We start from the raw sequence: 21,109 nt of genomic DNA, 5'->3' as shown, positions 1-21,109 counted from the left end.
CGGAATAAAAAGGCGCCAGCCCGTGACGGGCTGGCGCCTTTTCTATATCGTCTATTCGTACCTCAGCGCCTGGATGGGGTCGAGCAAGGCGGCCTTGCGGGCCGGGTACAGCCCGAAAAACAGGCCGATCAGCACCGAAAACCCGAACGAGACGACGATCGCCGCCGTCGATATGACCGGCTTCCAGCCGGCCACAGCCGAGATGGCGAACGACGCGCCGACGCCGAGGACGATGCCGGCGATGCCGCCGACCACGCCGATACCGACCGCCTCCACCAGGAACTGAAGGAGGATATTGCGGTACCTCGCTCCCAGAGCCTTGCGGATGCCGATCTCCCGCGTCCGCTCCGTCACCGACACCAGCATGATGTTCATGATGCCGATGCCGCCGACCAACAGCGAGATGGCGGCGATGTTGCCGAGCAGCAGGGTAATGGTGCCGGTCGTCTCGCTGGCCGTCTCCATCACGCTCACCAGGTTGCGGACGGTGAAATCGTCGCCTTCGTCGGGCTGCAGCCCGTGGCGGGTCCTCAGCAGCGCGGCGATGTCGGCCTGCACCTGGTCGATCACCTCGGGGCTGGCGGCCTGGATGCTGACCGCCTGGATGTAAGTCACGCCCAGCAGCCGCTCCTGGGCTGTCGTCAGCGGGATGAGGACGGTGTCGTCCTGGTCGCCGCCGCCCATCGACTGCCCCTTGCTGGCCAGCACGCCGATGACGGTGAACGGCGACTTGTTTATCCTGACCGTCTGGCCGACCGGGTTGATATCGCCGAACAGATTGGTCGCCACCGTCTGGCCGATGACTGCCACGCGGCTCCTGGTGTCGAGATCGCGGCCGGTGAAGAACGACCCGCTCGCCACCTCCTGGTTGCGTACCGGCAGATACTCGGGAGTCGTGCCGGTGACCGACGTCGTCCAGTTCTGGTTGCCGGCCACCAACTGGTAGCCGCGGCTGACGCTGGGGGCGACGTAATTGACGCCGCCGACGCTGCGGGCGATAGCCTGGGCATCCTTGTAGGTGAGGGTGATGCCCGACCCGGCCGCCTGCCGCGACCCGCCGGCCGACGACGCGCCGGGGGTAACGATTATCAGGTTGCTGCCCAGGCTGGCGATCGAGTCCTGCACCTTGTCGCGCACGCCGAGGCCGATGGAGATCATGGCGATCACGGCGCCTACGCCGATGATGATGCCGAGCATCGTGAGGATGGAACGCAGCTTATTGGCCACCAGCGCGTTCCAGGCGATGGCGACGCTTTCCCTCAGCATGGCGGTCGCTCCTTCCGTTCGTCGCGCACGATCAAGCCGTCGCGGACATGCACCACACGGCGCGCATGCTCGGCGATATCGGGTTCGTGGGTGACGAGGATGACGGTGCGGCCGAGGGCGTTGAGGTTGCGGAAAATCTCCATAACCTCGTTGCCCGACTTGGTGTCGAGGTTGCCGGTCGGCTCGTCGGCCATGATGATCGTCGGCTCGTTCACCAGGGCGCGGGCGATGGCCACCCGCTGCCGCTGGCCGCCCGACAGTTCGTTGGGCAAATGATGCATGCGCGTCTCAAGCCCGACCATGGCAAGCGCCTTGGCAGCCCGCTCGTTCCGCTCCGCCTTGGCAACCCCGCCGTACACCAACGGCAGGGCGACGTTCTGATGCGCATCCATGCGCGGCAGCAGGTTGAAGCTCTGGAACACGAAGCCGATCTTCTTGTTGCGGGTGATGGCCAGCTCATCGTCGCCGAGGGTGGCGACCTCCTGGCCGTCCAGCATATACGAGCCGTGGGTCGGCCGGTCGAGGCAGCCGAGGATGTTCATCATCGTCGACTTTCCCGAGCCGGACGGTCCCATGATGGCGGTGAACTCGCCCGCGCCGATGACGAGATCGACGCCGGCGAGGGCGTTGACCACCGTATCGCCCATCTGATAAGTTTTTCTGACATCCGACAATGCTATCGTCAATTCCCTTACCTCCCCGGTCAGCGGATCATCATGCCGCCCCGTTGCTGCTGCTTCTGGGGCTTGGACTGGGAGACGACCACCTGGTCGCCGTCCGTGAGACCGCCGGTAATTTCCACCCGGTCGTCGCTCGACAGGCCGGTGGTTATATTGACATTCGTCGCCTGGCCGTTCTTCATCACGACCACATACTGTTGGTTCTTGTTGGTCTTCACGGCCGCCAGCGGCACGGTGAGGGCGTTCTTGCTCTCGCCGACCGCCACTGACACCCTGGCTGTCATGGTGGGCTTGAGTTCCCGGTCGCCGGCGTCGACATCGATGATTACGCCGTAGTAGACGACGTTCTGCTGGATAGTAGCCTTCTGGGAAACGCTCGACACCACGCCGGTGAAAACCTTGCCCGGGTACGCGTCGACCGTGAACGTCGCCTTCTGGCCGACAGCCACCTTGCCGATATCGCTCTCGTCCACCTGGGTCTCGATTTGCATCTTCGACAGGTCGGCCACCGTCAGGATGACCATCGGGTTCGAGAGACCCTGGGCGACCGTCTGGCCGGCGGGGATAGGCTTGCCGATCACCACTCCGTCGATCGGAGCGCGGATGACGGTGTCGGCGAGCTGGGAAGCGGCCTCATCGTAATTGGCCTGGGCCACCTTGTACTCCATGCGGGAAGCGTCTAGCTGCTGGTCGGAAACGGCGCCGATCTTGTTGAGGCGGCTGTTGCGCTCGAAGTTGGACTGGGCGTTGGCCAGGCGTTCGCGGGCCTGGGTCACCTGGGCCTGCAGGCGGCTGTCGTCGAGGACGATCAGCACCTGGCCGGCCTTGACGGCGTCGTTCTCCTCCACCTTCGTTTCCTTGATAAGGCCGGTGATCTTCGAACTGACGTCCACCATATTCACCGGCTTGATGGTGCCGGTCGCCGATACGAGCGAGGTTACGTCGCCCCTGATCGCCGCCGCCGTCTGGACGTTGGTCGCCGCCTTGGCCTTGCTGCTGGCCTGCCAGGCCAGCCCGCCCTTGACGGCCACCGCCAGAACGACGGCGAGGAGCAGCCATTTTTTATGCTTGACTATTTTCTGCCAAATTGCCTTCATTCCGGCACCTCCGCTATATTGTCGCGCTACTCGACCGGCAGGCCGACGGCCCTGGTCAGTTTCGCCTTGCTGACGTTGAAATCGTACAGCGCCTGGTAGTAGTTGGTCCGGGCCTGCGCGAGGGCCAACTGGGCATCGATGACGTCGATGTTGGTGCCCACGCCGGCGTCATACTTCTCGCGAGCGATGCCGAGATCCTCTTCAGCCTTGGCGATCGCCACCTCGGTCGTGTCGAGCCGCTTTTCCGCCTCCTGCATCGACAGGTACTGCTGGCGGACCTCAAGCTCGACGGCGTCTTCCGTCTGGCGGGCCTGCTCCCTGGCCTTGCTCAGCCCGGCATCGGCCTGGCGGACCTTGGCCTTCGTTACCCCGGCGTCGAACACGTTCCAGTTGGCGGTCAGGCTCACTGTCCAGTCGCCGCCGCTGTCGGGCAGGGCGGAATCGTTCCAGCCTTTGGACGCGCCGAAGGTCACGGTCGGCAGGTTGCCGCTCTCGGCCACCTTCACGCCGCTTGTCGCCATATTAACCCCGGCTGCCGCCTGCTGGATCTCCGGCCGGTTTTCACGGGCAATGGCGACGCTTTCGTCGAGCGTCTTCCCGTACTTCTCGTACTTAAGCGCGTCCGTGAGCGCGATCTCGGCGGCCGGATCCATGCTCATCACGTTCTTCAGGCTGGCGAGGGCCAGCTCGTAGCTGTTCTTGCTCTTGATAAGGTTCTGCTCGGCGTTGGCCAGCTCTACCTCCGAGCGGAGAATGTCAGCTTTGGCCACCAGCCCGACGTCGAACTTCGCCTGGGCGGTTTTCAGATGCTGTCGCAGATTCTCGACCGACTCCTCGTTGACCGCCACGAGATTCTTGTTCTGCAGGACGGCGAAATACGCCGCAGCGGCGTCCAGCCTCACCTGTTGCTCGGCCTTGGTCACGCCGAGGGCGGCGCTTCTCAGGCCTTCCTCCGCCTGGTCGACCAGACCGGCGGTCCGGCCGCCGTTATACAGCTGCCAGTTGAGCCTCAGGCTATTGCTCACCCCTTCGCTGGCCGGCGCGCGGCCGGAGTCCGGCTGGCGGCTGTAGGTGCTGCCGAGCGACAACGTCGGCCAGCGGCCGGCCGCGGCCTCGTCCACTCCCCATGCGGCGCGCTCCTTGTCGGCGTCCGCCATCTTGAGGGCGGGGTTATTGCTTACGGCGGCGGCGATGCTGTCCTTGAGGGCCAGCTCCTGGGGCGCAGCCAGCGCCGCCGGCGCGTTCAGCATCAGAACGGCGGCAAGCAGGGCTGCGGCGGATCGGTTCTTGTAACGGGACGGCATATCCATTCCCCCCTGTTTTTGCTGATGTAGGTGACGCGGCAACATACAGGGCAATTTTAGCCGACCAGTTTTAGTTTTTCTTTAGATAAAGGGTGGAAAATAGCGGGGAAACCGGGCAAGGCCGTTGATAAAGCCCCATCTGCGGCGTTGCTCCTCGGATGTCATCCTCAGCGTACGTTCGTGTACGCTTCCGGTGCCATCCTCCGGTGCGCCTTGCATCTGGGGCTTTCTAAACGGCCTTGCGAGTAGAAACGTTTATGACTACGCGCAAACAGCGGTTGCGGCCTACGCCACAAAAATATTCATTACCTCACTTCACCGGCAGGGTCACGATAATCTTCGTCCCCGCGCCCACCACGCTCTCGGCCCGTATCTTGCCGCCGTGGCTTTCCACGATCCAGCGGGCGATCGCCAGCCCCAGTCCGGCGCCGCCCTCGCCGCGCGAGCGGGCCCGGTCGCCGCGGAAAAACCGGTCGAAAATCCGCGGCACATCCTCAGGCGGGATGCCGACGCCGGTGTCCGCGACGGTAAGGATGGCCTGCCCTGCCTGCCGACGGCAGGTTAGCGACACACTGCCGCCCGCCGGGGTGTACTTCACCGCGTTGTCGAGCAGGATGACAAGCAACTGCTGGAGCCTTTCCCGGTCGGCGGCCAGCAGCACGTTATCCTCGGCTGTCACACCGATTGCCACCCCTTTCTGTGCGGCCAGCGGCCTGAACTGCCCGGCCGCGGCGCTCGCGAGATCGCAGAGCCGGACCTCCTCGGTCACAAGCTCCGGCTGGCCCGTGTCGGCCCTGGCGAGCGTGAGCAGCGTGGCCACCAGCCTGCTCATGCGGTTGGTCTCGCGTACAACGCTGGTAATGCGCACACTCTCCTCCTGGATGGTGCGGTCGGGGTAGCGAAGGAGTAGCTCGGCGTTGGTCCTGACCACCGCCAGCGGCGTCCGCAGCTCGTGGGAGGCGTCGGCGACGAACTGCTGCTGTTTTTCCCACGCCGATCGTACAGGCACCAGCGCCCGTCCGGCCAGGAAGTAGCCGGCCACCACCGCCGCCAGCATCCCGGCGGCGGTCGCGGCGAGGATAATAATCAGCAGCCGGCGTAGCATCGCCGTTTCCGAATCGACGATCGCCACCGCCACCACGTCCTTGACAGCGAACGCCCCCTCCGGCCGCGCCAGCGCCCCGCCCCCGCCAAGGTAGGGCGCCGACAGGGAGCGGTAGATGTGGCCGCCCGCTTTCTGCATCTGGGGCTTGCCCGGCCTGGCTCCCGCCGCCACCGACCTCACGGCCTCGATATTGTCCACCGGATAGAAATTTGCCACCTGGCCGCCGGCGTCGCGGACAAACAGGAAAATCCGCGGGTCGAAAGCGACCGGGCGGCTGAATACCATGGCGGGGCGTCCGCCGGTAACGCGGAAAGCCTCCAGCCTGTCGCGCATTGCGCCGTCGACCTCGTCGAAGAGCTGGTAGGCCACAAAGCCGTACAGCGAACCGCCGAACCATACCAGGACGAGGAAAAACACGAGCGAATTGATGACAGTTAGTCTGCGGAGCGTTTTCCGGAACATGTTACTTAAGCTTAAGCATGAAACCCGCACCGCGGACCGTCTGGATGACGGCATCGCGGCCGAACGGGGCGAGTTTCTTGCGCAAGTAATGGATGTAGAGGTCGACGATGCCGTGGGTGGTTTCCGACTCGACGCCCCACACGCGATCGAAGATCTGCTCGCGGGTGAGAATCTGTTCACGGTTGATGACCAGGAACTCCAGCAGCTCGTATTCCTTGGCGGTGAGGTGGAGAGCGGCGCCGTCCACAAAGGCATCCTTCGCCTTCGGGCTGGCGGCGATGCCGCCGTAATAGAGTTCCCCGTCGGCGCTCACCGGCCCGCCGCGGCGCAGCAGGGCCTTGATCCGGGCGAGCAGCTCGGGAACGGCGAACGGTTTCACCAGGTAATCGTCCGCACCCGAATCCAGCCCCGCCACCTTGTCGGCGACGCTGTCCCGGGCGGTCAGCAGCATGATCGGCGTTCGGTCGCCGTCCGCTCTCAGCCGCCGTACGATATCGAGCCCGCCAATACCCGGCAGCATCACGTCGAGGATGACCAGGTCGTAAACTCCCTGCCGGGCGTGATAAAGACCCTCGTCCCCGTCGCCCGCCTCGTCGACCGCGTAATCGTCCTCTTTCAGCACAGCCACGATCGCCTCCCGCAGAGGGGCGTCATCTTCCACCACCAGGATTCTCATCGGCCCACCTCCGCCGTTGCTAGCCGTTCTCGGCTTCACCCATATTATTGCCGCTATGGGAAGCATAATATCGCCGTAAAGTTCCCCGGAAAACTGCTTTTCTCTTTCGCCACCGGACAAAAAAAGGCCCTGCGATTATCGCAGAGCCTGGTGTACTGCCTTTATATCCTGAACCTGTTGATCGCCTGTGTCAGTTCTTCGGCCATCTTAGCCAGCGCTTGGCTGGAAGCCGCTATCTCCTCCATTGTAGCCGTCTGTTCCTCGGAGGCTGCCGACACCGACTGGACCTGCGCGACCGTCTCTTTGGACACGGTGTCGATGGCCTGCATGGCAGACACGATCCGTTGGCTGCCCCCGGACAGCTCTTCGATCGCTCCCGAGATTTCCCGGATTTGCTCGCTGACGCTGCTGAACGCCGCGAAAATAGTCTGGAAAGTATTTCCGGCCTCCTGGACGACCTCCGAGCCCACGTGCACTTCGTCGGTTCCAGCGTTCATAGCCACCACGGCGCTATCGGTATCCTGCTGAATCTCGCCGATCAGACTGGCGATCTGCTTGGCCGCCCCGTGCGACTGCTCGGCGAGCTTGCGCACTTCCTCGGCGACCACCGCGAAGCCGCGGCCCTGTTCCCCGGCACGGGCGGCCTCGATAGCCGCGTTCAAGGCGAGAAGATTGGTTTGTCCGGCAATGCCGGCGATGGTGTCGACGATGGTGCCGATTTCTTTCGACCGTTCCCCCAACTTGCTGACCACCTTGGCTGAACGGACGACAGTGTCTTCGATCTTCTCCATCTGATTGACGGCGTTTTCCACCGCCTGGCTGCCCTGGCGGGCGGTTTCGGCCGAGTCGGCCGCGGTGTTGGCGACAGTGTTGGCGTTTGCGGCGATCTGCTTGATGCCGGCTGACATCTCTTCGACTATAGACGCAGTCGCTTCCACAGCCTTGAGCTGTTTTTCCGCCCCGCCTGCCACCTCGCCGATCACGCCGCAGATCTGGCCGGCTGCCTGGGACGACTGTTCCGCGCTGGCGGTAAGTTCCTCGGACGATGCCGCCACCTGATCGGTAGACGCCCTTACCTTCTCGATCAGGGCCCGCAGATGGCTGCGCATCCCCACGAGCGTTTCCGCCAGGTGCCCAATCTCATCGTTCGACATAACCGTCCGCTGGTGTTCTCTGAGATCGCCGTTGGCAATCTCCTCGCTATAAGCCACCATCTTCCGGAGAGGGCCGACGAGCCGCCGGGAATATATGGCGATCGCGATGGCGGCCAGCACCAGCACCACCATGATGGTGACCAGGGAGATGACCGTCAGCGACGAAAGCTTTTCGGTAACTTCCCCCACCGGTACGGTTACCGCCAGCGCCCAGTTCGAGCCGGGGATGGGAGCGTATGCGTAAAACCTCTCGACACCCATGGCCGTAAATACGGCCAAGCCCTTGTCGCCGCTGACCATCCGTTCGGTAATCATCTTCCGTCCGGCGTCAGCGTTGGCGTCTTTGAGCGGGTTGGCCTTCATGGCCACATCCTTGCTGGGGTGGATAATCGTCAGACCGTCCTTTTGCGCCACCAAGGCGTACCCCGTCTCGCCGACTTTGATCGCAAGCACCTTTTTCGAAAGAATGCCCAGATCGATCGTGCCGTACACCACCCCGACAACCTTCCCGTCAACCTTGACCGGAACAGCCATCGGCGCGATAAGATGGCCGGTTGTTTTGGATATCACCGGATCGGATAAATTCGTTTCTCCCCGCACCGCCCGCTGGAAATAAGGGCGCTCGGCAATCGAGCCCTTCTTATCCAGCGAGGTGATAAAATTGCCGTTCACATCGGCGTAGCAAACAGCGTCATAGAAGGGCCTCTCCTTGGCAACATTGACCAGATAAGGCAGGATCGCCTCCTTATTGCCGCTACGGATTACCGGTGCCACCGACATGGCGGTGATCTCCGCCTGACGGGCCTGCAGCCATTCGCCGAGAATCCCGGCGGAATCGTCAGCCGTTTTCAAAAGGGTTTCATTCACATCGGCCAGTATGATCGCCCGTGCCTTCGAGTAGTTAAAGCCAGCCAGCGCTCCCAAAGCTACGAGAAAAATAATCAAGATAACCGCCGTCAGTTTTGTCTGCAAACTCTTCATCATCGCTTCAACCTTTCGTCCGCTTAATCAGTTTCTGGCCGCCAAAATAAAAAAAACTGGTCGTGCCGTTTAGTACTACATTGGCACGGCAGCCTGGCGATCATAGGCAATCATGCCCGTAGACCCATGGCTTTGCGTCCTTGCCTTTCGGCAAGTTTGCCACAATATGAAGTTGTCGCGCATATCTGTTCGGGAAAAAGAAGCAACATAAATATTTTATAATCTATTGTCGTATATTGTCAAGAAACGGAATGTTTGCCAGCAAAGCTTAGTGCGTACATGCCTTCCCGGCGCACCGGCGCCGGGACAAACTTAAAAAGAGTATCTTGCGATACCCTCTCAGTACTTCATCGGTTGTCGGCCGCTTGCCCGCTACAGGAACAGCAGCTTGTAAAGGTAATAGGTCAGGGCGCTGGTTACGCCGCTGGCCGGAATGGTGAGCACCCAGGCGAAGACCATCTGCCGGGCTGTCGTCCAGCGCACCGCCGTCACCCGTTGGGCCGACCCCACGCCCATAATCGAGCCGGATACTACATGGGTCGTGCTGACCGGCAGATGCAGGAAGGTGGCGCCGAAAATGACGAGGGCTGAGTTCAGGTCGGCGGCAAAGCCGTTGATCGGCTCCATGCGGAAGATACGCGTACCCATCGTCTTGATGATCTTCCAGCCGCCCGCCGCCGTGCCGAAACCCATGGCCATGGCGCAGGACAGCTTGACCCAGGTCGGCACCTCCAAGGTGGGGATCTGGCCGGCGGCCAGCAACGAGAGGGTGATGATGCCCATCGCCTTCTGGGCGTCATTGGAGCCGTGGGAAAAGGCCATCAGGCTGGCCGACAGCAGCTGCATCCGCTTAAAGCCGGTGTTGAGCATGCCGGGACCCAGGCGGCCGAACACCCACAGCAGGATAATCATCACGAAATAGCCGGTGACAAGGGCGATAACGGGCGACAGGATCAGGGACAGAACAATTTTCTGGATGCCCGCCAGCTTGAGGGCGTAGAGGCCTCGGCCGGCGATCACCGCGCCCATAACGCCGCCGATCAGCGCGTGGGACGAACTCGACGGGATACCCAGCCACCAGGTGAGAAGGTTCCAGAAGATCGCCCCGATCAGCGCGGCGATGATAACCGGCTGATCGATAAGCTGAGCCGACTTGACGATGTCGCCGCCAATGGTTTTGGCCACCCCGGTGCTCAGGAGAGCGCCGAGGAAGTTCAGGCCGGCAGCCAGCCAGACGGCGTGATGCGGGGCCAGCGCCCGCGTCGACACCGACGTCGCGATGGCGTTGGCGGTGTCGTGGAAGCCGTTGATATAATCGAAGGCCAGGGCGAAAACCACTACGGCATAAAGCCACCACAAATCAGGCATATTTGAGCACTACCCTTTTCAGAAGCTGGGTGATGTCTTCGCAAATGTCGAGGGTGTCTTCCAGGCTGGTGAGGATTTCTTTCCATTTGATTATCTCGATCGGGTCGCAGCCCTCGCGGAAGAGCTTGGCCATCTCCCGGCGGTAGAGGACGTCGCCCTCCGATTCCAGGGATACTATCCGGTTGCAGCGGGCTTCCAGCTTCAGATGCTGCTTCTTCAGTTCGCCCAGGTAATTGATGCATTTGACCACCTGGGTGATGCTGGTATGGACGAGGGCGACCAGCTCGCGGACCTCGGGCGAAGCGACGCCGACATTGTACATGTGCATCTTGTCGACAATGCCTTTCATTGCGTCAACCAGGTCGTCCAGCTTCTGGGCGAGCGTGAAGATGTCCTCGCGGTCAAAGGGGGTGATAAACGTTTTATGGAGCTTTTTGAGAATCTTTTCCTCGAGCTTGTCGGCCTCTGCCTCGAGGCTTTCCACTTCCGACAGGATCTCGCCCAGCCTGTCCTGCTCCTCGAACGCCATTACCATCGTGTCGCTTGCCTTTTTAGCCAGCGCGGCATGGTCGGCCAGAAACTCGAAAAACTTTTCTTCCTTTGGCTTGAGACGAAAGGCCACGGTACGTTCCCTCCCCGGAAGATTCTTGACCACTTTGATTATAGCATATACATGTGGACAATATAAGGGTACCACAGGAAGGCGGAATAATCGGAAAAATATGGACTTCCGCCGTGTCGCCCGCGTTCCGCCGAAAAAGGATATCCCTCCCAGGCGGCGAATTTTATTTAAGATCGGGCGCCGGAGGCGCACGGGAAGAGCAATCCTCTCTCCCGGCTTAGTGTACCCGCCGGACCGGAAATAGCGACAGGCATTATTTGGCGCAAAGACTCCGTTGCGGCTGTTTTTGCGCTGCTTCGTTTCCGGCGCGGCGCGGACGGAAGTAATATGGGGGGCAGTTAGAGACATGGCAAGCGTATCAGACCGGCTAAGCAACCTGCCGCTGGGTAAGTTCCACTGGCGGCTGCTCATCCTTACGATGCTTGGCTGGGCGTTCGACTCGATGGACACCGGCATCGTCGCCTTCGTGCTCGCGAAAATGATCGAAACCTGGGGCCTCACCTCGGCTCAGGTCGGCTACATCGGCAGCATCGGCCTTGTGGGCATGGCCTGCGGGGCGGCGCTGTCAGGGCGGCTGGCCGACATGATGGGGCGCAAGAAACTGTTCGCCGCCACCCTCGTCGTCTACAGCGTGGCTACCGGCCTGTGCGGCCTCGCCTGGAGCTACGAATCGCTGCTCTTTTTCCGCTTCCTCGTCGGCTTCGGCGTCGGCGGCCAGCTACCCGTGGCCGTCACCCTCGTCAGCGAATACTCGCCCGCCCGCCATCGCGGCCGCATGATCGTGCTGCTCGAAAGCGCCTGGGCCTTCGGTTGGCTGGCCGCAGCCGTCATCGCCTATTATATTATTCCCCGGCACGGCTGGCAGATAGCCTTCTATATCGGTTCCCTGCCGGCGATATTGGTATTCGCGCTGTGGAGGATGGTCCCCGAATCGGTCCTCTACCTCATAGACAAAGGCCGTTATCAGGAAGCTCACGAGCAAGTCGCCGCCATCGAGCGCGAACTGGGCGTGCCGGTGGGCGAGCCGCCCAGCGCCGCCGAAATTGCCGCCCCCAAGCCCCAATTCGCGTTCGCCGACCTGTGGAAAGGGCAATATCTGCGCCGGACGGTCTGTCTCTGGATACTGTGGTTCGGCATCGTCTTCTCCTACTACGGCATCTTCACATGGCTGCCGTCCCTGCTCGTCAAGAGCGGCCACACCCTCATCCGATCGTTCGAATACGTCTTGTGGATGACGCTCGCCCAGATACCTGGCTACTTCACCGCCGCCTACCTCGTCGACCGCATCGGCCGCAAACCGACGCTTTCCTCCTTCCTGGCCGCCTGCGCCGTCTGCGCCTACTTCTTCGGCATCGCCAAAACAGGCACAGAGATTCTCGTCTACGGCTGCCTGCTGTCCTTCTTCAACCTCGGTGCCTGGGGCGTCGTCTACACCTACTCTCCCGAACTCTACCCTACCCACGCCCGCGCCAGCGGCGTAGGCTTCGCGGCCGCCTTCGGCCGCGTCGGCGGCATTTTCGCCCCCAGCGTTGTCGGCTGGATAATGACCGGCCCCGACAAGTTTGCCCTCGTCTTCACCCTATTCACCGCCGTGCTCGTCATCACCGCCCTCAACGTATTCGTTCTCGGCGAAGAGACGATGCGCAAATCGCTCGACGAACTAAACCGCTGAAGGCCGACCGCCACCAGTAAGGAAGCAAGGTGACCGCATTGAATTTGGACAAGGAAAACCGCCTCATCGTAATCAAAGGCGCCGGCGACCTGGCCACCGGCGTAGCCCACCGCCTCTTCCGCAGCGGCTTTGCCGTCGTTATGACCGAACTGGCGCAGCCAACCGTCATCCGGCTGCCGGTCGCCTTCGCCGCCGCCGTGTTCAACGGGCGCGCGACCGTCGAAGGGGTGACGGCGGTCAGGACCGAGCCCGCGGACGCGGTAGCCGCGGCCTGCCGGGGGCTTATCGCCGTCGTCGTCGACCCTGGGGGCGATATCGTGAAAGCGATCCGGCCGTGGGCGGTGGTCGACGCCATCCTCGCCAAACGCAACACCGGCACCCGCCTGGACGACGCGCCGGTGGTCGTCGGCCTCGGCCCGGGGTTCGCCGCCGGCCGGGACGCCGGCTATGTCGTCGAAACGGCCCGCGGCCACTACCTCGGCAGAGTGATCGACCACGGCGAGGCCCTGCCGGACACCGGCGTTCCGGGACTTATCGACGGCTACGGCCTCGAGCGGCTGCTGCGCGCTCCCGCGGCCGGCGCCTTCCGGGCGGCGCGGGCCATCGGCGACACCGTCGCCGCCGGCGAGACGGTCGGCCATGTGGGCGGCCTGCCCGTTCCCGCCGTCATCGGCGGCGTACTGCGCGGCCTCATCCACGACGGCCTGGCAGTCGCCGCCGGCCAGAAGATCGGCGACATCGACCCCCGCGGCCGGCCCGAACACTGCTTCACCATCTCCGACAAAGCGCGGGCGGTCGGCGGCGGCGTCCTTGAAGCGCTGCTCGCCGCCCGGACATGCCGCTGCCATTGACCATGGCCTATATATTCCCGCAACCTCAGCAATACCAATTAATCCCGTCGGCCGCGCGATTGGCTATATACAGCGCCGCGCTTTTCCGGTAAGCTGGTGACAACGAAAAACGCCACGGAGGTGCGGGCATGAAAACCATCGGCCTGATCGGCGGCCTGAGCTGGGAATCGTCGCTGCTGTACTATCGGATCGTCAACGAGGAAATAAAGGAAAGACTGGGCGGGCTCCATTCCTGTAAGTGCCTGATGTATTCTGTCGACTTCGCCGCCGTCGCCGCCCTGCAGCACCAGGGCGAGTGGGACAAGCTCGGCGCGCTTATGGCCGACGCCGCCGAACGGCTAGAGCGGGGCGGGGCGGAACTGCTCGTCATCTGCGCCAACACCATGCACAAGCTGGCGGACGACATCACCCGCCGGGTCGATGTTCCGCTGCTCCATATCGCCGACGCCACGGCCGAAGAAATCAAAGCCCGGGGGTTAGGCAAGATCGGCCTGCTCGGCACCCGCTTCACCATGGAGGGCGATTTCTATCGCACCCGCCTCAGGGAAAAACACGGCATCGACGTCATCATCCCCGACGCCGCCGACCGCGAAATTATCCATGACGTTATCTACCGGGAACTCGTGCTGGGGGTTGTAAACCCCGATTCCCGGCAGCGCTTCCGCGAGATAATCGGCCGTTTGGCCGCCGCCGGCGCACAGGGCGTCATCCTTGGCTGCACCGAAATACCCCTGCTCATCGACCAGGACGACAGCGATCTTCCGCTGTTTGATACCACCCGCATCCACGCCCGGCGGGCGGTCGAACTTGCGCTCGCCTGACGCCTGCTGGAATATTTTCGCTTATAGGGGTTGTCCGCCGGCGGGCGAATAAGATATAATCAAACCAAGAAAAATATACAAGTTGATTATGGTACAGTCTGTCAACGACAGGCTTTTTCTTTCTTGCGACAGGGGAAGGGGGGACGGTATGAAAACAGAACGACCTTATTGGCCGGAAAGACGGCCTTCGGAGGCCGGTTGCCGGATTGTCGTCCGCGGCTTCGCCGACCGGGGCAGCCTCTATGAAGACCGCGACGACATCGTCGTCCTGACCGACGGCTGGGTGGACGGGCCGGCGGCGGCCGTGCTGCGCGGCGGCATCAACGCCTGCGCCGTCCTTGACGTGCTGGAAAGCGCCGGCGTTACCCAGCTTAGGGTATTGCACCTCGAAGAAAAACTGCCCCAGCTTGAGGATATTTTCCTCTCCTCGGTGGTGGCCCGCGCCCACGACATGTTCGACAACGTCAACATCAACTGGCGCCGCGAAGCGACGGTCATCGACCTCGTCAAGGCCGTCGGCGCCGACCATGGCATGCTGTTCTTCGGCGCGCCCCTGGCCGATTCGGAGGTAATGCCCTTCTACAACGCTATCAAAGAAGTGTACCAGGGGAGCGTGACCATCGTCCGCGGTCCGTTTACGGACCTGGAATTCGCCGCCGGCGACGAGATCTACCGCTGGGTGCGGGAAAGAACCTATGACGCCGGCGACTTTTCCCTGCCGGCCGTGATGCGCGGCGGCAAAAGCAAACAGGGCCAGAAGGTGGCCATAATCCTCCCCAGCCTCAACGAAGAACGGACGGTCGGCCAGGTTATCGAAACGGCCCTTGAAGTCAAGGCCGCCGGGCTGGCCGACGAAGTCATCCTCGTCGACTCGGCCTCGACCGACAACACCGTGGCGGTCGCCAAATCCTACGGCATCCCCGTCTACCTCCACCCCGAGATCGCCCCCGAGCTCGGCAGCTACCGCGGCAAAGGTGAGGCAATGTTCAAAAGCGCCTTCGTCACCGACGCCGACATCCTCGCCTGGGTGGACACCGACATCGAAAGCATCACCCCGCGCTTCTTCTACGGGCTGCTCGGCCCCATCCTCACCCATCCCGACATCCGCTACGTCAAGGGCTACTTCACGCGGCCGGTGCGGGTCGAGGCGTCCGGCCTGGAGCTGGGCGGCGGACGGGTCACGGAAATCCTCGCCCGGCCGTGGTTCAACACCTACATGCCGCTCCTGTCCGGCTATATCCAGCCGCTCGCCGGCACGGTGGCCATCTACCGCGAGGACCTGCTGAAGATGCGCATCCCCGCCAACTACGGCGTCGAAGTGGCGATGCTCATCCAGGAAGTACAAGCCGCCGGCCTCTGGTCAACCTGCCAGGTCAACCTCGGCGAAGTCATCCATCGCTCCAAGGACGTCGCCGGCCTCAGCGAAATGGCCTTCCAGATCCTTCAGGTGCTGGGCGAGTTCGCAGGCGGTTCCGGCCGCCGCGAAAACCTCCTGCGGCGGGTTTACTCATCTCAGGGCCACTTCGAAATCGGCAGCAAACGCTTCGCGACCATCTGGCGCGAATACGGAAAAAGCTGATAAAAAATATTGACACCGTCTTGGCTGCGTGCTATCATTAAGCCAATTTAATACTCTTTCTCTTATCAAGAGTGGTCGAGGGACTGGCCCGATGACACCACGGCAACCGGCGCTACGGCGCAAGGTGCCAATTCCAGCAGGCATTGCCTGACAGATGAGAGGGAAGGTTGCGCTTATGTCGTTTACTCCTTTCCTCGGGAAGGAGTTTTTTGTTTTTCCCTCATCATCCACTACACGCAGCAACGGAGGGTTCAAGATGCAGACACGCTACCCTGAAACCTTTTTTCCCGGCGTCAAATACCGGCCATACATGGAATTCGCCGTCGTCGCCGCGCCGGAGCGACCGTTCGAACTGATACGCGGCGGCGTTCTCAGCGAAGTGACAGTGGCCTACGAAACCTACGGAACGTTTGCCCCCGACCGGGACAACGCCGTTCTCGTCTGCCACGCCCTGACAGGCGACAGCCACTGCGCCGCCCACAACGACCAGGACGAGGAAGGGTGGTGGGACCTCCTCGTCGGTCCCGGCCGGCCCATCGACACCGACCGTTTCTTTGTCATCTGCGCCAACGTCCTCGGCGGCTGCCAGGGCACCACCGGTCCCGCCTCGCCCGATCCTGCCACCGGCCGGCCCTACGGCGCCTCCTTCCCCGAAGTGACCATCCGCGACATGGTCCGCGTACAGAAACGGCTGCTCGAAACCCTGGGCATCAACCGCCTCTCCCTCGTCATCGGCGGCTCGATGGGCGGCGCCCAGGCACTGGAGTGGGCGGTCACCTACCCCGGCTTCGCCGACGCCGTCGCCGCGCTCGCCGCGCCAGGCTACGCCTCGGCTCAGGCCATCGCCTACAACCGCGTCGGCCGCCAGGCCGTGGTGCTCGACCCCGCATGGCAGGGCGGCGACTACTACGGCGGCCCCGGTCCCGTCCAGGGCCTGTCGCTCGCCCGCGCCGTCGGCATGATAACCTACCAGAGCGAGCCTTCCATGGCCGCCAAATTCGCCCGCAGGACGCGCAACGACCAGTTCGAGGTCGAAAACTACCTCGACTACCAGGGCAAGTGCTTGGTGCAGCGCTTCGACGCCAACTCCTACCTCTGCCTGCTGCGGGCCCTCGACCTCTACGACCTGGGTATGGGCCACGCCTCCTACCGGGCGGCCCTGGCCCGCATCGAAGCCAGGGTGCTGGTGGCCGGAGTGACCTCCGACATCCTCTACCCCGCCTACCAGCAGGTAGAGCTCGTCCAGATACTCAAAAGCCTCGGCGTGCGGGCGGAATACGCCGAAGTCGACAGCCCCCACGGCCACGACGGCTTCCTGATCGACTTCGACATCTTAAAGCCCATCCTGCGCGAATTCGTCGGCACCGCCCTGCCGGCGCGCCTGCCCTGGCTGGCGTCCATCTTCCGCGCCCCGCGGCTCGCCTATTTCGGCGCCCGCCTCGTCGCGGAAAACTACCCCTGATAGTCGGCAAACTATATATAAATTCATACTAGGAGGAACTTACAATGACTTTGCCCGCCGATCTCCGCTTCGACAGCCTCGCCGTCCACGCCGGCCAGGAGCCCGACCCCGCCACCGGCTCGCGGGCGGTGCCCATCTACCAGACCACCGCCTACAACTTCCGCGACAGCGCCCACGCCGCCGGCCTCTTCGCCCTCCAGGAGAGCGGCAACATCTACACGCGGATAATGAACCCCACCACCGACGTGCTCGAAAAACGCATCGCCGCCCTCGAAGGCGGGGTGGGGGCGCTGGCCTTCGCCTCCGGCCACGCCGCCATCACCGCCGCCATCCTCAACATCGCCCAGGCCGGCGATGAAATCGTCAGCTCGTCCACCCTCTACGGCGGCACCTACAACCTGTTCGCCTACACCCTGCCCAGGCTCGGCGTCAAAGTCCGCTTCGTCGACCCGCGGGACCCCGCCAACTTCGCCGCGGCCGTCACCCCCGCGACCAAAGCGGTATACGCCGAAACCATCGGCAACCCCAAGATCGACGTCCTCGACCTGGCAGCCGTCGCCGACGCCGCCCACGCCGCCGGCCTGCCCCTCATTATCGACAGCACCTTCACCAGTCCGTACCTCTGCCGGCCATTCGAATTCGGCGCCGACATCGTCGTCCACTCGGCCACCAAATTCATCGGCGGCCACGGCACCTCCATGGGCGGGCTGGTCGTGGACGGCGGCAACTTCGACTGGGCGAACGGCAAATTCCCCCTCCTCAGCGAGCCCGACCCCAGCTACCACGGCCTGCGCTACGCCGAAGCCCTCGGATCGCAGGCGTTCATAACCCGCCTCCGCACCCAGGTTCTCCGCGACCTGGGAGCCTGCCTCAGCCCCTTCAACAGCTTCCTCCTCCTCCAGGGGTTTGAGACCCTCCACCTGCGCATGCGGCGCCACAGCGACAACGCCCTGGCGGTCGCCGAACACCTCGCCGGGCACGACCGGGTCGCCTGGGTGAGCTACCCCGGCCTCGCCGGCCACCCCGACCGCGCCAAAGCCGAACGCTATCTGCCCAAAGGCGCGGGCGCCATCCTCACCTTCGGCATCAAGGGCGGCCTCGAAGCCGGCCGGAAATTCATCGACACGCTCAAGCTCTTCTCCCTGCTCGCCAACGTCGGCGACGCCAAATCGCTCGTCATCCATCCGGCCAGCACCACCCACTCCCAGCTCACCTCCGAGCAACGGGCCGCCGCCGGCGTCCCGGACGACATGGTCCGCCTGTCGCTGGGCCTCGAAGACCCGGCCGACTTGATTGAAGATTTGGACCAAGCCTTAGCATAGCGAAGACCCCGCCATTTTTTTGGCGGGGTCTTTCCGTGTCGGCCGTTGATAAGCGCCCACCTGCGGCGCACCCGCGAAGAGCGGGGGAGAGAGAGGTGGGGAAGAGGGGAGGGGGGCATAGAGGAAAATATTGCTAATATAGCGAAATCGGGAAACAATAACCGGTGGGGAGATGACGACGATGAGCGACGCCTGGCAACAATTCCTGCAGGCCGTGCAGACGGCCACCAAAGGGGTGCCGTACCCCTTCTACCGCGGCTGTCCCAGCTCGTGCTTCACCCTGTTGCCCAGCCTCTTTCGGGTCAGGCGGAAACGCTACACCGAATGCAACGTCTTTTTCGACTTCTTCGCCTTCGCCAAACCGCTCGTCAACACCCAGTCGCTTAAACCCATCGAAACCCTTTTCGAGATGCGCCATGCCGGCATCCCCACACGCCTCCTCGACTGGACGACCACCTTCGCCGTCGCCCTGTACTTTGCCCTGAGCGGCACGCCCGACAGGCCCTGCATATGGGTCCTCGAACCGGACACGCTCAACCACAAGGCCACCGGCCACGGGCTGCTGGTGCAGTCCGACGCCGTCGACTACGACCACGAGCACGAGCAGGTGCTGTACCTGGGCAAGAAGCTTCAGTACCCGCTGGCCATCTTCCCCACCATGCAGAACCCCCGCATCTTCGCGCAGAAAGGCCACTTCACCATCCACGGCGCCATCGAAAAGCCGCTTGAAGACATCTGCCCCGACTGCGTCACCAAGATACCCCTGCCCGCCGCCGCCGTCGACGAGGCGCGCGCCTTTCTCCACCTCGCCGGGCTGAACGAATACAGCGTTTTTCCCGACATCGACGGTCTGGCCAGGTACCTGACAAAAGAGCACGGCCTCGACCGCCGCAAGCGGGCGGCCTTCAAAAAGGTGAAATCCCGTCAGGCGCCGTCGGCGCCGATATAGGCGAAACGCGGCTGCTCCTCGCCGGCGACCGTCACCTTCTCGAGGAACATCGTCCGCGGCCTCACCCACAGGCCGCGTTCGCCGTACAGCGCCTGGTAAACCACCAGCCGCTCCATCGTCTCGGTATGGGTTGCCTCGCCTATCACCCGGTACATGTTCCCCTTGTAATGCCGGTACACCCCCTGGGGCACCGGCCTGTCGTTTGCTCCGTCCATTGCGCAGTCCTCCCGCCGTTTTAGCATCATCCTTATATTTTTTCCGTATCCATAGTCAAATCCTTTTAGCGGCGCAATGAAAAAGAAAACCCGCCTCGGCGGCGGATTTTCCCGTATCCATCAGGCGTCCCGTGACGACAAGGGTCTCAGACCGAGACCGCGGGCGGCGGCTATATCCCGGTCGGCGCCGCGGCCGGCGGTCGTGAGATAATTGCCGATCAGCATGCCGTTCACGCCGGCCAGCAGGCCGAGGGGCACGAGATCGCCGAGTGCCTTCTCCCGGCCGCCGGCGTAGCGGATCGACTTGGTGGGGAGGAGGAGACGGAAAATGGCCAGCGTCTGGAAAATTTCCAGCGGCGGCAGCGGCGGCTGTCCCTCCAGCGCGGTGCCCGGCACCGGATTCAAAATATTGACCGGAACCGAATCTACATCCAGCTCGCGGAGGGTGAAGGCCAGCTCGACACGCTGACGCCAGCTTTCGCCCATGCCGATGATCCCTCCCGAGCACACCTCCAGCCCGGCCGCCTTGGCCCGCCTGACCGTTTCCACCCGCTCCCGCCAGGAGTGGGTGGTGCAAATCGCGGGATAGTGGCTTTCCGCCGTCTCCAGATTATGGTGGTAGCGAGTGATGCCGGCCGCCTTCAACGCGGCGAAGTGCTCCTCGTCCAACACCCCCAGCGAACAACAGGGAATCACACCTGTCTCACGTCCGATCCGTTTTACCGCCGCCAGTACGCGGGGGAAATCGTCGTCTCCCTGCATCCCCGCCCCGGCGGTGACGATCGAAAAACGCCGCGCCCCGTCGTGCTCGGCCGTTTTCGCCGCCGCCAGCAGCGCCGCCTCGTCCAGAAGGGGATGGGTCGAGACGGCCGCGCGGTGGTGGGCCGACTGGGCGCAGAACCGGCAATCCTCCGAACAGTTGCCGGCGCGGGCGTTCACGATTTCGCAGGTATCGACCGCATCGCCGCAGAACTCGGCGCGGACCTTGTTGGCTATCGCCATCAGCAGCGGCACCTCGGCCCCGTCGACGCGGGTGAGGGCCATCGCCTCGGAAAAGCTCAGCGTGTCGCCGCTCAACACTTTCGCCCCCAGGGCGTTGATCGTATGGATACTCATGGAAAGCCTCCTTGTCAACTGCTTATGAAAAATAAGTTCACAATGCGGCGCCAAAAACCGTTAACCTTGTTTTGCATCTCGGTTAACTAACCGTATTATACTACTCCGGGCGGGGCTTGTAAATGCAGCCGGGAAAATATGCCCCGGGCGGTGAAATGGAAAAGCCGCGACTGTTGTTCGCGGCTTGCCGGGAAGCTATTTCGACTTTTCCTTGCTCTTCTTGGACGAGGACGACGGGCAAATTTCGACGGAGAAGTCGGATGAAGCCGCGGAGCGGCTCTTGCCGGAGCTGCTGTCGCAGCGGTTCGATTTGCTGGAACTGGCCATTCGCTCACCTCCTTGCCGCTATTTTGCCCTCGGCGCGCGGCGGCGATTAGTGGCAAATTCAGGCGGCCGGCGCAAAACAA

The 21,109-nt window shown here is 62.9% G+C and carries 19 protein-coding genes and 2 riboswitches; of the genes, 7 read left to right on the top strand and 12 right to left on the bottom strand.

Annotated features, from left to right (window positions below; translation table 11 throughout):
• Window positions 1–51: 51 nt before the first annotated feature.
• The 9 genes from Q4T40_14935 to Q4T40_14895 form a co-directional block, all read right to left on the bottom strand.
• Window positions 52–1,266 carry an ABC transporter permease gene (locus Q4T40_14935; protein ID MDT8902542.1) on the bottom strand — a complete coding sequence of 405 codons (1,215 nt, stop codon included), beginning with the start codon at window positions 1,264–1,266 and terminating at the stop codon, window positions 52–54.
• Window positions 1,260–1,952 (bottom strand): ABC transporter ATP-binding protein, encoded by a 693-nt coding sequence (locus tag Q4T40_14930; protein MDT8902541.1) that lies wholly within the window; start codon window positions 1,950–1,952, stop codon window positions 1,260–1,262. Before Q4T40_14930 ends, Q4T40_14935 begins: the two co-directional genes overlap by 7 nt.
• A gap of 17 nt (window positions 1,953–1,969) precedes the next feature.
• Window positions 1,970–3,043 (bottom strand): efflux RND transporter periplasmic adaptor subunit, encoded by a 1,074-nt coding sequence (locus Q4T40_14925; GenBank protein MDT8902540.1) that lies wholly within the window; start codon window positions 3,041–3,043, stop codon window positions 1,970–1,972.
• 26 nt (window positions 3,044–3,069) lie between these two features.
• Window positions 3,070–4,347, bottom strand: a complete 1,278-nt coding sequence (locus tag Q4T40_14920; GenBank protein MDT8902539.1) for a TolC family protein — start codon at window positions 4,345–4,347, stop codon at window positions 3,070–3,072.
• Window positions 4,348–4,657: 310 nt separating this feature from the next.
• Window positions 4,658–5,914 carry a HAMP domain-containing sensor histidine kinase gene (locus Q4T40_14915; protein ID MDT8902538.1) on the bottom strand — a complete coding sequence of 419 codons (1,257 nt, stop codon included), beginning with the start codon at window positions 5,912–5,914 and terminating at the stop codon, window positions 4,658–4,660.
• A gap of 1 nt (window position 5,915) precedes the next feature.
• The gene (locus Q4T40_14910; GenBank protein ID MDT8902537.1) at window positions 5,916–6,590 is read right to left on the bottom strand and encodes a response regulator transcription factor; all 675 of its coding nucleotides are present in this window, start codon (window positions 6,588–6,590) and stop codon (window positions 5,916–5,918) included.
• A 161-nt stretch (window positions 6,591–6,751) separates the two neighbouring features.
• The gene (locus tag Q4T40_14905) at window positions 6,752–8,728 is read right to left on the bottom strand and encodes a methyl-accepting chemotaxis protein (GenBank protein ID MDT8902536.1); all 1,977 of its coding nucleotides are present in this window, start codon (window positions 8,726–8,728) and stop codon (window positions 6,752–6,754) included.
• A gap of 81 nt (window positions 8,729–8,809) precedes the next feature.
• Window positions 8,810–8,896, bottom strand: a riboswitch (cyclic di-GMP riboswitch).
• Window positions 8,897–9,097: 201 nt separating this feature from the next.
• On the bottom strand, window positions 9,098–10,093 hold the full coding sequence (locus Q4T40_14900) for an anion permease (protein ID MDT8902535.1): 996 nt from the start codon (window positions 10,091–10,093) through the stop codon (window positions 9,098–9,100).
• Window positions 10,086–10,715 carry a DUF47 family protein gene (locus tag Q4T40_14895; protein MDT8902534.1) on the bottom strand — a complete coding sequence of 210 codons (630 nt, stop codon included), beginning with the start codon at window positions 10,713–10,715 and terminating at the stop codon, window positions 10,086–10,088. The genes Q4T40_14900 and Q4T40_14895 overlap by 8 nt, the downstream gene beginning before the upstream one ends.
• Window positions 10,716–11,061: 346 nt before the next feature.
• Between Q4T40_14895 and Q4T40_14890 the strand changes: the two genes are divergently transcribed.
• From Q4T40_14890 to Q4T40_14860, 7 genes are all read left to right on the top strand, one after another.
• Entirely contained in the window at window positions 11,062–12,387 is a 1,326-nt protein-coding gene (locus Q4T40_14890) for an MFS transporter (GenBank protein MDT8902533.1), read from the top strand.
• A gap of 29 nt (window positions 12,388–12,416) precedes the next feature.
• The gene (yqeB, locus tag Q4T40_14885; GenBank protein MDT8902532.1) at window positions 12,417–13,238 is read left to right on the top strand and encodes a selenium-dependent molybdenum cofactor biosynthesis protein YqeB; all 822 of its coding nucleotides are present in this window, start codon (window positions 12,417–12,419) and stop codon (window positions 13,236–13,238) included.
• A 128-nt stretch (window positions 13,239–13,366) separates the two neighbouring features.
• Window positions 13,367–14,059, top strand: a complete 693-nt coding sequence (locus Q4T40_14880; GenBank protein MDT8902531.1) for an aspartate/glutamate racemase family protein — start codon at window positions 13,367–13,369, stop codon at window positions 14,057–14,059.
• 148 nt (window positions 14,060–14,207) lie between these two features.
• Window positions 14,208–15,638 (top strand): glucosyl-3-phosphoglycerate synthase, encoded by a 1,431-nt coding sequence (locus Q4T40_14875; protein MDT8902530.1) that lies wholly within the window; start codon window positions 14,208–14,210, stop codon window positions 15,636–15,638.
• Window positions 15,639–15,697: 59 nt separating this feature from the next.
• Window positions 15,698–15,799, top strand: a riboswitch (SAM riboswitch).
• A gap of 95 nt (window positions 15,800–15,894) precedes the next feature.
• Window positions 15,895–17,100: a homoserine O-acetyltransferase gene (locus Q4T40_14870; protein ID MDT8902529.1), complete on the top strand. Its 1,206-nt coding sequence runs from the start codon at window positions 15,895–15,897 to the stop codon at window positions 17,098–17,100.
• A 44-nt stretch (window positions 17,101–17,144) separates the two neighbouring features.
• The gene (locus tag Q4T40_14865; GenBank protein MDT8902528.1) at window positions 17,145–18,422 is read left to right on the top strand and encodes an O-acetylhomoserine aminocarboxypropyltransferase/cysteine synthase; all 1,278 of its coding nucleotides are present in this window, start codon (window positions 17,145–17,147) and stop codon (window positions 18,420–18,422) included.
• Window positions 18,423–18,603: 181 nt separating this feature from the next.
• A complete protein-coding gene (locus Q4T40_14860) occupies window positions 18,604–19,371 on the top strand; it encodes an FRG domain-containing protein (GenBank protein ID MDT8902527.1) in 768 nt (255 codons plus the stop codon).
• Here the strand turns inward: Q4T40_14860 and Q4T40_14855 are convergent.
• The 3 genes from Q4T40_14855 to Q4T40_14845 all read right to left on the bottom strand — a co-directional run bounded on the left by Q4T40_14855 (window position 19,347) and on the right by Q4T40_14845 (window position 21,029).
• Complete coding sequence (locus Q4T40_14855) at window positions 19,347–19,586, bottom strand: DUF1653 domain-containing protein (GenBank protein MDT8902526.1); 240 nt, start codon at window positions 19,584–19,586, stop codon at window positions 19,347–19,349. The two genes, Q4T40_14860 and Q4T40_14855, sit on opposite strands and share 25 nt — an antisense overlap.
• Before the next feature lie 120 nt (window positions 19,587–19,706).
• A complete protein-coding gene (gene bioB, locus Q4T40_14850) occupies window positions 19,707–20,702 on the bottom strand; it encodes a biotin synthase BioB (GenBank protein ID MDT8902525.1) in 996 nt (331 codons plus the stop codon).
• Between the two features lie 195 nt (window positions 20,703–20,897).
• Window positions 20,898–21,029, bottom strand: a complete 132-nt coding sequence (locus tag Q4T40_14845) for a hypothetical protein (protein ID MDT8902524.1) — start codon at window positions 21,027–21,029, stop codon at window positions 20,898–20,900.
• Window positions 21,030–21,109 lie beyond the last annotated feature (80 nt).

The organism is Selenomonadales bacterium 4137-cl (genome assembly GCA_032334055.1).
Taxonomy (GTDB): Bacteria; Bacillota; Negativicutes; order Sporomusales; family UBA7701; genus Anaeroselena; species Anaeroselena agilis.
Note: the sequence above shows the minus strand (reverse complement) of the source record. Positions and strands in the feature narration are given on the sequence as shown.